We start from the raw sequence: 13,037 nt of genomic DNA, 5'->3' as shown, positions 1-13,037 counted from the left end.
TTTATTTTATTTCCTGATATTCTAAAGGTAAAACCATAATAAAGCTTGCCCCTTGGCCTACTTGACTTTTAGCGGTAATTAATCCATTATGCTTTTCAATTATTTTTTTTGCAATTGCGAGCCCAATCCCTGTTCCTTCATAACTTTGGCGATCGTTAAGGCTCTGAAAAATGATAAAAATCCTGTCCAGGTAAATTTCATCAAAACCAATTCCGTTATCCTTTACAATAACACGGCAATACCTTCCGCTTGGGGAAGGTATTGCGTCAAAATCTTTTGTTTCAATTAATTCTGAAGTAATTTCTATCACAGGGTTTTCTCTACTGTTTGAAAACTTTAGTGCGTTTCCTATCAAATTTTGAAAAACCTGACGTAACTGACTCGGAATACTATCAATAGTAGGAAGCACGTTTTTTTTTATTGTAGCATTTTTACGTTCAATCAGATAATCAAAATCCGAAAGCACTTCCTGTAAGACCTCATTTAAATCCGTTTTTTCGGGCTGTACTTTGGATGATAACCTCGAATAGGCAAGCAAGTCTGTAATTAAAGTCTGCATTCTTTCTGCCGATTTAATTGTACGGTTCACATAATCAAATGCTTTATCATCTTTTGCCAGATAAAGATCTTTGATAATTTTAATGAAGATTTGAATCTTCCTGATCGGCTCATTCAAATCATGCGAAACCGCCCAGGCAAACTGCTGAAGTTCATGGTTTTTAAATTCCAGTTCTTCATTTTTTAAGACTAATTCTTTTGTTCTTTCAGAAATTTTCACCTCCAGGTTGTCCTGTGCTTCTTTTCTTACCTTAATCTCTTTTGAAAGCAGTTCTTTCATTTCTTTTAATTGGTTCTGCTGCTCATAAATCTTCAGGAAGGTTTTAACTTTTAAAATAAGCAAATCAGTATCAACTGGCTTGGTAATGTATTCTACAGCTCCGGTTTCATATCCTTTAAAAATATATTTTTTCTCTATGTTTGCTGAAAGAAAAATAACCGGTATGTCTTTTGTTTTTTTATTTCCGGAAAGAATTTTTACCACCTCAAAACCATCCAGACCCGGCATCTGAACATCCATAATGATAAGACAATAATGTATCTGTAATATTTTTTTTAATGCTTCTTCACCTGATTCCGCAGTATCTACATCAATATTATGTAGCTCTAAAGTTTTTTTTAAGGCAATTATATTTGCTCTTATATCGTCTACAATTAATATCATTTATTTGGCTAATGCGTTATAATTAGAGTACATTTTCAATATTTACTTTAAATTAAAGTTTATAGAATCTCAAATATATCTAAAAAAAAACCACCCCAATTTTCATTTGCAAGTCTATTAATTACATAATTCCCATGTTTCGTTCTTATAATCTGCAACCCTTTTTGGGGACAATCTTAAATTCTTTTAAGTCAATGATGGCTAAGGACTTGAATTGTTTTAGTAGTGCACTATTCTAAAATAATGAATTATAAAAAAAACATTTCCGGAAGAAAAACAAAACTTGCCGGAACACGAATATGTAATGAACCCTGAAGCTGAAATTATCAAGAAAATTATAGCAGAAGTGGCAAACTTTGATGAAAAACAGCCTTTAAAACTGGAGTCAACAGCAGAATAAGCAGAGAGCTGATAGGGAGTTAATTAGAAAACTATGGGGCTTACCAATATAATTAACTGTTTTACAAAAACTTGACTTAGCATTTCAGTTATTCAGCAGATAGTAAAAGTATGCAGTACAAAAAAGTAAAACAAATTTCACGGCTTGCTTTTAGAATTGCAATGTGAATTGTTTACAGAATTTAAAAAAAGACCTCCCCACTATTATAACCAAAAGGATTTCGCTATTCCTGAATCTGCTATGGTTTATTTTTTCATTTATTATGAAAAAGAACAAAAGAGCTCCGTTAGCTCACTAATTTTTGATTGTATATTTTACTGAAAGCAAGATGATATTTTTCTTTAAATACTCTTGAAAAATAATTCCGGCTGACTTGACCTGCTCCTGAAAAAACTTCTAAAAGGCTTAAATTAGAAACTCTTTTAAGCTCCGTTATTTGTTTATTTGCCAGCGTTATAATGGGCTTTATATCTTTCGCATATCCGTAAGTATGCTTGTCAAGCTCAATTTCTAAAATGCTTTCCAAAATTCTGCTTCTCAGTAAATTCTTTACAATTCCTTTTTGCGGAATGGTATTAAGTTCATTTATTTTTTTTGTTATTTTAAAGTTTTTTGGTCCAACATTGAAATAATGTCCTGATGCATTAAAGAAAACCTTGTTGAGATCTGAAAACAAATCTATGTTTTCGACGTTGGATGTATGACAGCTCACAACCGAAAACTGAACACGTTTATATCCTTCAAAATAAAAAACATTATTAATATTTGATGTATTTCTAATAATTCCGGTATGATTAGGCTTTATTTTTTTTCTGTCTCCGTTAATTCCAAAGCCATGACTTAAAATACCTTGGGAACAATTGACAAATAAAATAGGTGAATACGCATTAGATTCTACACTCAGTAATATATCATCGTTAAAGACAATATCAAATTGTAAATAGGAAATTTGCCTGCTAAGGCTAATCCCACTAACAAACCCATTTGCATTTTTAGAGTTAACCTGAATATTATATTGATTATTTTCTAAAGTTAATACCCCATTGAGACTATCTTTCAGGTCATTAAAAATAGAATTTATTCCTCCTGTATTTATGTAAAGTTTTTTCATCTGATCATTTTTAAAAAGGGTTATGCAATTAAATGGGTTCAAAATGTTAAACTTTAAACCAGGATAATTTCTCTCTTTTGAACAATTCAAATTTCGATATACTCTGAAGGTTTCTTGTTATATAATTTTTTGTAGGACTTTCATAATTAATAGTTGATAAATGAATCCTAAAAAAAACAAAAACAGCTGCTTCAAACTCAATGTTTGAAAACAGCTGTTTTTTCAGCAAAATAAAAAAATCCCTAACCTATATAACCATAAATCTAAATTAAGCTCTTAAGTAAGTTTATTGATGTCGGCATTATTCGTAAAGTTTTTTTCTGGTATATCCTTAAAAAATTCTGACGCTTCTAAATCAGCAGATGGGCCATAGCCGAGCAAATAAGTCCCTTTTTTACTGTCTGCCGTTTCTATAATGTATAAAATTGACATATCATCAGGATTACTCATTCCTTCATATCTATGATGGGCAACAATAAAAATTTCGTCAGGCTTATAGGAATATTTTGATTCTGTTTCTAAAAGTGATCCGTCCTGAAACAAAAAATTACAGCAATATCCATTTTTTTGATATTCGTTCAGGTATTCTAATTCGTTTTTTGAAAGTTCGTTTTTCATGATAATTTGGATTATTTGATTCCGTAAAGTTTTCCAAACTTTTATCCAAACAAAATTAATACATTCAAAATCAATGTTTTGACCCAATAAATATTTTTTTTATCTCATTAAATCCAATCTGCTAAATGGCATTTGACATGAAAAACTCATAAATATCAAAAAAAGCAGCAAAACAGTCTAAATCATTGGGCTGATTTTAAATGTTATTTTTGTGGACTATAAAAGTTTATAATTATCTGAACTCTTTTATCTTTTTTCGGATTCTAATTTTTGTTTATCATATCCTTATTCCAAATGAAGATTGACATCGCCCTCTTAAAATTAATATTGAGCAGGTATAAAAATTGTTTTCATCATTTGCAAAAATCAAACCCAGCGGCAATATCGTTTCCTTTCTTTAATTAATTCGGTAATGACCCAATATTAGTATTTTATGTTTTATCGTAAATTCATCTAAACAAATCAAAAAATATTTTCCCGAAAGTTTTACACTCAAGAATTATTTGATTTTTTAATCTATAGATATCAATACTACTGTTTCTTTTAATATCACCTCTAGTAGTCACTTTGGCATAATGTCACTACGTTTTAAAAACTAAAAAAACACAGTATAAAACTGCGTTTTTTTAGTTTAAAGAATATTAATCTGCTTCCTCAGCTTCAAGATTTACTGCATTTACAGCAACTTCTGTAAGTTTTTTGTCTGCACCTTTTTCTTCGTCAAGAGTTTGCTCTAATAATGTAGCAGCTTCTAGAAATCCTAAGGTTTCAGCAAATTGTCTTAAAGTTCCATAAGTTGCAATTTCATAATGTTCGATTTTTTGGCTTGCTGCAATAATTCCTGCATCACGTACTACGCCTAATTCTGTTTCTTCAAGGATACCTTTTCCTTCTTCGATCAAACCTTCCATCGCATCACATTTTTTAGCTGTTGCTTTTTTGCCTATCAGTTCAAAAACTTTTTCAAGACGGGTAATATGTTCCTCTGTTTCGATCAAATGAGAATTTAGCGTTTCTATCAAATCTGCAGATGTTGCATTTTTAGCCATTGTTGGAAGAGCTTTTATCAAAGCCTTCTCTGCCCAATAAATATCTTTAAGGCTGTCCTCAAATAATTCTGTTAAACCGGAGGCTGCATTTGATTTTGCTTTTATTGTTTTTGCACTTTGTTTAGGAGCTGTTTCTTTCTTATCAGTCGTTTTCATAAACTTGTTTTTTTTAAATGATTAATATCCTCAAAATTAAACTGTTTGTAACACCGTTGCTTATATTATTTAAGTTCAAAGTTTCAAAATGGACACCTGTGTATTATGAAAACAGATGAATAAATTCTGTAAGGTCTTTCTTTTAAATCAGCAATAGATTTGTAATAGCAAATAAGTAAACTAAATATCATGAAAACTCATATCACATATAACAAATTTATATACAACGATCACGAAAACGCACAGCTTTACTTTCAGCAAAATTTTCAGGGCGGATTTCTGGATCCCGATGCTGCTATAGTAATTGAAAAGGCAATTAATCAACTTCTTAAAAGGACAATATCCTTAGAAATGAAAATATTCCTAATGATGATCAAACAATCAGTGAAGAAGAATATGTGAAAAAACATCAGGAAGACGACAATTATTACAAACATCAACCAAAAGAAAAGAAAGAAGAAGGCATTCAGAACGATGAAAATTTAGATTATGATGACCTAGAGCAACGAAATGACTAGCTATTAAAAAACTCAATATTTCGTTACTTAATTTTAAAATACTAACATTAAAAAAACACTATTATGGACACAACAGACCAAAAAAACAAAGTCTTTCAGGGAAACAGAAAATCAGAAAATCAAAAAAACTCAGATAAAAATGAATTTATGAATGAGAAATTGTATGACATCGACGAGTTCAAAGAAACTTATAATCAAAGCAACAGGGAAATTGCTGAACAGGGATTTGCCGTAAGAAATGGTCACGACCCAAACAAGCCAAACCCGGATGAAGATCAAATCACAAACGACGAAGATGATTTAGACGACCTTGATGATGATTTCCATACTGATAAAGACCTTGAAGGAGATGATAACCTCGACGATTTAGACCAGGAAATAGATCTTGAAGGTGATGAAAAAATCGTGAATGACGAATTTGATAATCCTTCTGATGACTTTAATGAAACCGAAGAAGATTTAGAAGATATTGATCAGGATGACGATAAAATACAAGAAGAGGAAAATTACAAATATATAGAGGATGATATCCCGGAAGAAGACACTAAAGAAAATTATCCTGCGTACGATCCCAGAAAATTCTAGCTTTTAAATTCTAGTTTTTAAAGGCATGAAGCACAAAGAAACATTAGATACCTAAAGTTTTTTTGTGCTTTTTTAATACGATTAATTAGTCTCCAATTTTATTGACAACAGGAATATCATCCGTTTTTTCAAGGCGTTCTGCCAAACCAGTTCTTGCTTCGGCCAGGTCTTCTTGGGGCTTAATTAATTCTATATACCATTTGTCCTTTTTGCTTTATTTCGAAATACTCTTCTAAATTTTTCTTCTCCCGCTAATTAAAGACAACAGGAACAATACGATAAATATAAAAAATAACACTTTAGCGATACTTGCAGCTCCGGCAGCAATACCACCAAAACCAAATATTCCGGCCACTATAGCCAAAATAATAAAAATGACTGTCCAACGTAACATAAGATGATTTTTTTTTAATTAATACTGATTTTGTTTGTTATATCAAATTTCCAATTTCAACAGCAGTTCAATTAACTCAAAACATTATTTTTTTATCTCTATCGAATAGTAGTTCTTAATCTGGATTAAGTGTTTTTTATTTCCTATAAATTACTTTTGCAAAGTAAATCTGGAGACCATGAAAAAATACCAATTTTTGATACTAGGCAAAAATCAGCCTATCCTTGAAATTTTACTTCGATTAGTAAATGCCTATGAAAACTGGCATGCGGTTGGGTTTAGTGATGAAAAATTAGCCCAGGATTATTTTTTACAAAACAGCGTTGATTTTGTTTTATTAAGTGCTGCAATTGAGGATCATGTAGAAAAGGAATTTGCGGCATTTTGTCTAAAAGCCCATCCTGATGTAGATGTTATTGAACATTTTGGCGGCGGAAGCGGGTTACTTCAATCTGAAATTTATGATCGGTTGTATAAAAAAGGAAAGCTTTAAAATGGAGAAAAAATACTCTGTCGCTATTTATCCTTCAGAAGAAGTCATCGAAGCTGTCAAAACAATGAAGGATTATTTAAAAAGCAAAATCAACTGGTATAACAGCTGCAACTCTACTGCACATATTACGATCTGCGAATTCACGGTTGACGATTCTCAAATTGATACATACAAACAAAAACTTTTTAAAAATTGTGACCGTTTGATTCCTGTTCAGGTAAACTTAGATCATTTTGGATATTATGATAACGCGGGTGCCTTTTTTATTGCCCCAGATGAAGATTCCAAAAATTCTCTAAGACTAGTCATGAAAAAGGTTCAGGAAACTTTAAAACCTTTGAATCTCAAAAAGAGCGATGATCCGCATATGTCTATCGGCAGGAAACTAGCTCCTGAAAATCTCAAGATAGCTTCACAGCTTTTTACTACAATAGATATTGATTTTTTATGCTACTCAATAGTTTTACGAGAGCTGGATCCTGTTAAAAAGCAGTTTTTTGTCATTGATACTTTCGAATTTGGCAATAATCCACAGCCCGAATTTGTTCAGGGAAGTTTGTTTTAAAAAGTTAAACGCAAAGTTTACGCAAAAACCGTTAGGTTTATTTCCTGAGAGGATGCAAAGCTGAAAGGGAAAAACTTCGCGAAGCTTTTGCAAACTTTGCAGTTAAGTCCAAAGGATAATTAAACTCTTATTTTGATTTTTGTATATTTGAATTTTACAAATCAAATTCATTATGAAATCCTTAGATTCTTTTTACAAAGACATTAGCAAAGGTTCAATGACAGAACCCAAATCACTTTTACCCAATGGCATTCAGAAAGAAATTGGTCATTTCAATGTTTTTAATATTAGGGAACTTTTTGAACGTCTTAAAGGAAAATGCTGCATGCCTTACGACCGAAGATCCTATTACAAAATAAGTTTGATCAAAGGAAAAAACACAGTTGAATATGCCGATAAAGTAATCGAAATTGACAAACAGGGCCTTTTATTCGCAACTCCAAAAATCCCTTACAACTACCTTCCTCAGGAAACAGATCAGTCAGGGCAGTTTTGTGTATTTACAAGCGATTTTCTATCCAAAAGCGGAATCGATCTGGACAATCTTCCCATTTTTGCGTCTGAAGGTTATCCTGTTTTTCAGCTTTCTGACGAAGAGATAACAGAAGTTGAATTGATTTTCAACAAAATACAAAAAGAAATAAATTCTGACTACGCCTATAAATACGACCTGATCCGGAATTATGTTTCAGAATTAATTCACTTTGGACAGAAATTACAACCTGTTACAGCACTTTATTCCAAACATAATTCAGCAACCAGGGTCTCTTCTTTGTTTGCTGAATTATTAGAAAGACAGTTCCCTATAGAATCACCGCACCAGCGTCTGGAACTTAGAACTGCCAAAGATTTTGCCGAAAGATTAGCTGTTCATGTCAATCATCTGAATAAAGTTTTAAAAGAAAGCACCGGAAAAACAACAACCGAATTAATCAGCAACCGGCTAACGAGCGAAGCCAAAACCCTCTTAAAACAAACCGACTGGAATATCTCTGAAATTGCTTATTCATTAGGTTTTGAAGAACTGGCACATTTTTCTAATTTCTTTAAAAAACAAACTACTTTGACACCATTGGCTTTTAGAGGTTAATTTAAAAGTTTCAGGTTTAAAATTGGAATTGGATATTGAATTGTTTTTCAAATTTAAATTCTCTCTTTTTACTTTTTATTTGAATTTCGCAAACATCGGTTTGATATTTACAAATTCACAACGCTGCTTTCATTATAGCTTTGCCTTATCAATTTAAAACAAATATAAAATGGCAGTAAATACAAAAATCGCCCTGGTTACCGGCGGCAGCAGAGGTTTAGGAAAAAATATGGCAATCGCAATTGCAAAAAAAGGAATTGACGTCATTATCACATACAACAGCAAGAAAGACGAAGCCGATGAGGTTGTAAAAGAAATTGAAAATCTGGGACAAAAAGCGGCTTCACTCCACTTAAATGTAGCCGAATCGAATACTTTTGATTCCTTTTTCGAGAATATTTCTGCGACTCTTAAAAATACTTTTAAGACCGACAAATTTGACTTTTTAGTAAACAATGCCGGAATTGGGATTCACAATTCATTTGCAGAAACTACTGAGGCCGAATTTGACCAACTGGCTAATATTCATTTTAAAGGCCCTTTCTTTTTAACTCAAAAAGCGCTGCAGGTATTAAATGATGGTGGCGGAATCGTAAATATCTCAAGCGGACTGGCAAGATTTTCATTTCCTGGTTATGCGGCTTACGCTTCCATGAAAGCTGCCATTGAAACTTTGACAAATTATCAGGCAAAAGAACTGGGCGACAGAAAAATCAGGGTCAACATAGTCGCCCCGGGTGCTATCGAAACTGATTTTGGAGGCGGGGCTGTTCGGGATAATGAACAAGTAAACAAAACTATTGCCGACTTAACTGCTCTTGGAAGAGTTGGGTTGCCTGATGATATTGGCGGTGTAGTTGCTTTTTTATGTTCAGATGAATCACGCTGGGTAAATGCACAGCGCATTGAAGTTTCAGGAGGAATATTTTTATAATTTTTTGAAAACCTGAGCTCGTTAGTGCAATTCAAAAAAATATTCAACACAGAGAAATATGAATTTCTTCTGTATCGAATAAAATTTATTTTTAAGCCTGAAACCTCTTTTAAAATTAATTATTGATTGGTATAAAATGCTGTAAAACTTTAGGGTTTTGCGGCATTTTTTTATGGAGCTTTTCCTGCTATCCGCTTGTATCTTTTCCTGGCTAAAGAAGCCAGAAAAAGGAGGCCGCTGCTATCAGGGCTAGGGTTTTAGGTTTTTATAAGCAATAGAGAGTTCACATTTGCAAATCAAATACAATACTGTTTAAAGTATAACAGCAGCCTTTAACTTCCCGATACAATCAAAATCACTTTGCTGTATACCGAAGTGAGCGATAAAAGTATTCGAAAAACAACACGTATTTCTGATAATTTGTAGGATAATAATTAAAATGTATATTTACAAAGTATACGCTACTGAATAGCGGGTTTGCTTCCTAAAAAGGAGGGATAGTCGCTATAAAGTAGCGACTATATACTAGTTAGTGGCAAGCTTAAAAAAATCACGTTAAATATGAAAATAAAAATACGGAATTTAATATTTATTTTAATTATAGCATTCATTTTTAATGATTTGTATTCTCAATCTAAAACAAAAGTTGATACAAAAATTAAAAATGAATCTACTTCACAAGCTTTAATTGAAAATCCAAAAAATGAAAAAGTTGAAGTAAATTATAAAACTCAAATAGACGATCTAAATAAGCAAATAATTGACTTAACAAAAACAGTTGCTGACACAAAGCAAGCTTTCTATGATAGTAAATTAAATTTATGGAATTTCATATTAACAGGATTAGGGATATTAATAGCTGTTATCGGTTTCTTTGGATATAAAAGTATTTCTGGAAAGATAAATGATTTAAAAAGTGAAAATGAAAAATCAATTTCAAAGAGTGAAGATAATATTAAAGAAATCAAATCAGATTTAATTCAAAGAATAACTGAAATTAAAACCGACATTAGAGAATTTAAGGCAGAACAAGTAAGAATATTTGAAAAGTTCGAAAAAGAAGCCAATGACAAAATGGATAAAGGCTTAGGTTCAGCACTTCAAGATGCTATTGATAAAATCATGAAGGATAGCTTTATTGATGAAATGAATGGAATAAACGATCAAGTTTCTGAACTTAAAAATCAGTTTGAAAATTTCACATCAAAATCTGAAGTGAAAGAAAATGAAACTGTTGATAGTAGTGTTAATTCAATTACAAAATCTACAGGAGTTACAAAACCTACAAAAAATGCATTCGATGAATAATTTAGATAACTATATAAAATTGAATGTTGTTGAAGTTAGACAACTTCAAAACGGTATCGTTTTTACTGGTAAAATTAAATTCAATCAACTTAATCAAATTTTTAAGTTAACTGAGCGTATAGAAAATGTTCAAGATCCATTTGACAATACAACTTTAAATTTATCTAGTAAAGATGAACAATTTCAAAGACAACTTAGTAGTAAAAAATTAAAAGAAATTCAGGAATATTTACAAGAGGAAATTTTACAAATTGAAAAAGGAAAGTCTTTAGGAATGTTTCCTTCATCACTCATTTTATACAATAGATCTTATGAATTAGATGATCTTGATTTAAAAGATGTCAAGGAAAAAATAACTGAAAAAGATGAAGTTATATTAACCGAAGAAATTGTATCGAATAGTTACAAAACAAGTTTGGATTGTTGTTTTTATATTGCGGATGAATTAAACAATGATTTGTTCAAATTATACATTCCTAAAAATCCAGATACAACATTAATAGTTGATGGTCAACATAGATTTTTTGGCACAAAAATGTTGTATAATAAATTAAGTGATCCAAAAATTAAAGAGATTGTAGAAAATTTTGAATTTATTATAACGTATTTAGTTGGTTTTGACATTTATGAAGTTGGACAAATTTTTGCAACAGTAAACTTCAATCAAAAACCTGTAAATAGATCTTTATATTATGATATTTTTGGGTCTGCTCCACAAACAGATAGAGAAGGAAATTTACAGAATGACATAAGACTTGCTCATGATTTAGTTTTGCATTTAAACAACAATGAGACTTCACCTATCAATTCAATGATTAAGTTATTAGGTAAAGGTTACGGTATGTTTTCTCAAGCATTTTTTGTCTTTAATATGCTAAGAGTTTTTAAAACTGGAATTTGGAATGAATACTTGATTGATTATGTTAACAATGGTAAAGAATATAAAAATATAGCAAAATTCATGAAAGCTTATTTTCAAGCTATTCAAGAAGCATATCCTAGTGCTTGGCCTGAAAAGGTTGACAAAAAAGGAGATCTTGTTTATTCAGCATATTATTATCAATATGTGCTTTGTAAAACAACAGGTCTAGGCGCATTTTTTAGATTAATAAAATATATTTATCCAAAAGTTTCAAGTGATTCAGATAAATACAAATCAAATATTCTAAAAATATTAGAAAAAATTGATGATTCTGAAGCCAAGAGAATATTCTCTAAAGAAGGTGCGTTTGGAGGTTCTGGTTCTGAAGGTTTACAAGATAAACTTTTTAAATTTTTACTATCTAAATATGAACTTTGAAAATAAATACAAAGCCAGCCACTAACAGCAGTTTGGCAATATGGCGGGATTAGTCTTAAATTTTAAATTGTTTTTGTACTTGTAAAGTCAATTTTTAACTGAAAGTTTAGGCTTCCTTAATCCGCCACATCGCCAAGCTGCGGAACGTTGGTGGCAATTTTGCCCGAAATACGGAATCAGAAAACAAAAAGATATGAAATATAAAATTGGAGATGTTGTAAGTTTGATAGACAATAATTCAGAAAAATTTGTTGTTGCTAAATCAAGGTTTGAAAATTTGACACTACCTGTAACAGCTAAGATTTGTTGCGTGTGTAGCACGAACAATGAAGCCCGTGTTGAACTGAATCGCTGAGATTCCGCAACTATGGGTTTTTCGATAAATGAGTTATAAGAATTTCAAGAGGCTATCGCGCCTCTTTTTTTTGAAGTCATATCTTATAGAATTTAATTATATTCGTAAGATCCAAAATCATCAAATGCGCTACCGAAGGTTTAGTTCAACAATTTATTTACTAATCACTATACACTACACTAAGGACTAATTACTATTCACTAAACCAATCAAACCAGTTCCTCATATATTGAAAGTACCGGAAGTCCTGATTTTTCATTAATGCTGTGTGTTTTTACTTTTTTGAATTTAATTTTTTCAATTTTACGTGTCTCTACTAATAAATCGATTTCATATTTTAAAACAGCTTCAGACAAATAAGGTGCAAATCGCTCATAGTCATCATCAAAATTGACTGTTTGGCTTACGATTTCAAAGGAAAAATTTGCACTCAAAAATTGCTGTACATCTTTAACATCTATATTGGTACCAGCATTTTCTATATATAGTGCTTTATTAAAATCTTCTTTATTTACCTCGGTACCTAAATGTAAAATAGGGCATTTTTGATTACCTGTCAGTCTTACTAGATACTGATGAATTCGTTTGTTTTCTTCTTTATAAGAATGCGTCAGAACAACTAATTTTATGTCAAAGGCATTAATAATACCTTTAAAAACAGAGGCAGAAATCCCGAATTGGTTGTGAATTTTTAATTTGCAATTTGCAGTGTGTTCTATCATGTAATGGCAGGTTTCAAGTACTTCTTCCTGGCTTGCTGTAAGTGCCGTTCTCATTTCGTGTAAAAACTGTGCAGAAGAAAAAGTATCCGGAGTATCAGAAATCATCATTAAGATAATTTCGCAATTGGTATTTTTAGCCTGATTGATTGCGGATTTTACAGCATTGATCGTATCAGGTTCTAAAGTAGTAGGTATAAGGAAGTTTTTCATATGTATA

At 31.3% G+C, this 13,037-nt stretch carries 14 protein-coding genes; 8 read left to right on the top strand and 6 right to left on the bottom strand.

Annotated features, from left to right (window positions below; genetic code table 11):
- Position 1: 1 nt before the first annotated feature.
- The 4 genes from DMB65_RS11255 to DMB65_RS11230 form a co-directional block, all read right to left on the bottom strand.
- Positions 2 to 1,222 (bottom strand): hybrid sensor histidine kinase/response regulator, encoded by a 1,221-nt coding sequence (locus tag DMB65_RS11255; RefSeq protein ID WP_110306746.1) that lies wholly within the window; start codon positions 1,220 to 1,222, stop codon positions 2 to 4.
- A 686-nt stretch (positions 1,223 to 1,908) separates the two neighbouring features.
- Positions 1,909 to 2,733 (bottom strand): hypothetical protein, encoded by an 825-nt coding sequence (locus tag DMB65_RS11245; RefSeq protein ID WP_110306745.1) that lies wholly within the window; start codon positions 2,731 to 2,733, stop codon positions 1,909 to 1,911.
- 276 nt (positions 2,734 to 3,009) lie between these two features.
- Positions 3,010 to 3,351 carry a hypothetical protein gene (locus tag DMB65_RS11235; RefSeq protein WP_110306743.1) on the bottom strand — a complete coding sequence of 114 codons (342 nt, stop codon included), beginning with the start codon at positions 3,349 to 3,351 and terminating at the stop codon, positions 3,010 to 3,012.
- Between the two features lie 641 nt (positions 3,352 to 3,992).
- Positions 3,993 to 4,556: a YciE/YciF ferroxidase family protein gene (locus DMB65_RS11230; RefSeq protein WP_110306742.1), complete on the bottom strand. Its 564-nt coding sequence runs from the start codon at positions 4,554 to 4,556 to the stop codon at positions 3,993 to 3,995.
- 189 nt (positions 4,557 to 4,745) lie between these two features.
- Between DMB65_RS11230 and DMB65_RS11225 the strand changes: the two genes are divergently transcribed.
- Positions 4,746 to 4,958: a hypothetical protein gene (locus DMB65_RS11225; RefSeq protein WP_110306741.1), complete on the top strand. Its 213-nt coding sequence runs from the start codon at positions 4,746 to 4,748 to the stop codon at positions 4,956 to 4,958.
- Between the two features lie 179 nt (positions 4,959 to 5,137).
- Positions 5,138 to 5,659 carry a hypothetical protein gene (locus tag DMB65_RS11220; RefSeq protein ID WP_110306740.1) on the top strand — a complete coding sequence of 174 codons (522 nt, stop codon included), beginning with the start codon at positions 5,138 to 5,140 and terminating at the stop codon, positions 5,657 to 5,659.
- Between the two features lie 232 nt (positions 5,660 to 5,891).
- Here DMB65_RS11220 and DMB65_RS11215 read toward each other — a convergent pair whose 3' ends face one another.
- Positions 5,892 to 6,053 carry a DUF1328 domain-containing protein gene (locus DMB65_RS11215; protein WP_078230027.1) on the bottom strand — a complete coding sequence of 54 codons (162 nt, stop codon included), beginning with the start codon at positions 6,051 to 6,053 and terminating at the stop codon, positions 5,892 to 5,894.
- A gap of 178 nt (positions 6,054 to 6,231) precedes the next feature.
- On the opposite strand from DMB65_RS11215, the gene DMB65_RS11210 reads away from it, so the two are divergent.
- The 6 genes from DMB65_RS11210 to DMB65_RS11185 all read left to right on the top strand — a co-directional run bounded on the left by DMB65_RS11210 (position 6,232) and on the right by DMB65_RS11185 (position 11,743).
- Complete coding sequence (locus DMB65_RS11210; protein WP_110306739.1) at positions 6,232 to 6,546, top strand: hypothetical protein; 315 nt, start codon at positions 6,232 to 6,234, stop codon at positions 6,544 to 6,546.
- 1 nt (position 6,547) lies between these two features.
- Positions 6,548 to 7,111, top strand: a complete 564-nt coding sequence (locus DMB65_RS11205; protein ID WP_110306738.1) for a 2'-5' RNA ligase family protein — start codon at positions 6,548 to 6,550, stop codon at positions 7,109 to 7,111.
- A gap of 172 nt (positions 7,112 to 7,283) precedes the next feature.
- Complete coding sequence (locus DMB65_RS11200) at positions 7,284 to 8,201, top strand: helix-turn-helix domain-containing protein (RefSeq protein ID WP_110306737.1); 918 nt, start codon at positions 7,284 to 7,286, stop codon at positions 8,199 to 8,201.
- A 169-nt stretch (positions 8,202 to 8,370) separates the two neighbouring features.
- Complete coding sequence (locus DMB65_RS11195; protein ID WP_110306736.1) at positions 8,371 to 9,135, top strand: SDR family NAD(P)-dependent oxidoreductase; 765 nt, start codon at positions 8,371 to 8,373, stop codon at positions 9,133 to 9,135.
- A 561-nt stretch (positions 9,136 to 9,696) separates the two neighbouring features.
- The gene (locus tag DMB65_RS11190) at positions 9,697 to 10,443 is read left to right on the top strand and encodes a hypothetical protein (RefSeq protein ID WP_110306735.1); all 747 of its coding nucleotides are present in this window, start codon (positions 9,697 to 9,699) and stop codon (positions 10,441 to 10,443) included.
- Positions 10,436 to 11,743, top strand: a complete 1,308-nt coding sequence (locus DMB65_RS11185; RefSeq protein WP_165834922.1) for a DGQHR domain-containing protein — start codon at positions 10,436 to 10,438, stop codon at positions 11,741 to 11,743. The genes DMB65_RS11190 and DMB65_RS11185 overlap by 8 nt, the downstream gene beginning before the upstream one ends.
- Positions 11,744 to 12,307: 564 nt before the next feature.
- Here DMB65_RS11185 and DMB65_RS11180 read toward each other — a convergent pair.
- Positions 12,308 to 13,030: a universal stress protein gene (locus DMB65_RS11180; RefSeq protein WP_110306733.1), complete on the bottom strand. Its 723-nt coding sequence runs from the start codon at positions 13,028 to 13,030 to the stop codon at positions 12,308 to 12,310.
- Positions 13,031 to 13,037 lie beyond the last annotated feature (7 nt).

Origin of the sequence: Flavobacterium cheongpyeongense (genome assembly GCF_003202435.1) — a bacterium.
GTDB classification, from domain to species: domain Bacteria; phylum Bacteroidota; class Bacteroidia; order Flavobacteriales; family Flavobacteriaceae; genus Flavobacterium; species Flavobacterium cheongpyeongense.
The sequence above is the reverse complement of the archived record's forward strand: the minus strand, read 5'-3'. Positions and strand labels throughout refer to the sequence as shown.

Bases quoted from the DNA above. Each gene is read 5' to 3' on its own strand.
- DMB65_RS11255 (WP_110306746.1), bottom strand. From the start codon at position 1,222: ATGATATTAATTGTAGACGATATAAGAGCAAATATAATTGCCTTAAAA.
- DMB65_RS11245 (WP_110306745.1), bottom strand. From the start codon at position 2,733: ATGAAAAAACTTTACATAAATACAGGAGGAATAAATTCTATTTTTAAT.
- DMB65_RS11235 (WP_110306743.1), bottom strand. From the start codon at position 3,351: ATGAAAAACGAACTTTCAAAAAACGAATTAGAATACCTGAACGAATAT.
- DMB65_RS11230 (WP_110306742.1), bottom strand. From the start codon at position 4,556: ATGAAAACGACTGATAAGAAAGAAACAGCTCCTAAACAAAGTGCAAAA.
- DMB65_RS11225 (WP_110306741.1), top strand. From the start codon at position 4,746: ATGAAAACTCATATCACATATAACAAATTTATATACAACGATCACGAA.
- DMB65_RS11220 (WP_110306740.1), top strand. From the start codon at position 5,138: ATGGACACAACAGACCAAAAAAACAAAGTCTTTCAGGGAAACAGAAAA.
- DMB65_RS11215 (WP_078230027.1), bottom strand. From the start codon at position 6,053: ATGTTACGTTGGACAGTCATTTTTATTATTTTGGCTATAGTGGCCGGA.
- DMB65_RS11210 (WP_110306739.1), top strand. From the start codon at position 6,232: ATGAAAAAATACCAATTTTTGATACTAGGCAAAAATCAGCCTATCCTT.
- DMB65_RS11205 (WP_110306738.1), top strand. From the start codon at position 6,548: ATGGAGAAAAAATACTCTGTCGCTATTTATCCTTCAGAAGAAGTCATC.
- DMB65_RS11200 (WP_110306737.1), top strand. From the start codon at position 7,284: ATGAAATCCTTAGATTCTTTTTACAAAGACATTAGCAAAGGTTCAATG.
- DMB65_RS11195 (WP_110306736.1), top strand. From the start codon at position 8,371: ATGGCAGTAAATACAAAAATCGCCCTGGTTACCGGCGGCAGCAGAGGT.
- DMB65_RS11190 (WP_110306735.1), top strand. From the start codon at position 9,697: ATGAAAATAAAAATACGGAATTTAATATTTATTTTAATTATAGCATTC.
- DMB65_RS11185 (WP_165834922.1), top strand. From the start codon at position 10,436: ATGAATAATTTAGATAACTATATAAAATTGAATGTTGTTGAAGTTAGA.
- DMB65_RS11180 (WP_110306733.1), bottom strand. From the start codon at position 13,030: ATGAAAAACTTCCTTATACCTACTACTTTAGAACCTGATACGATCAAT.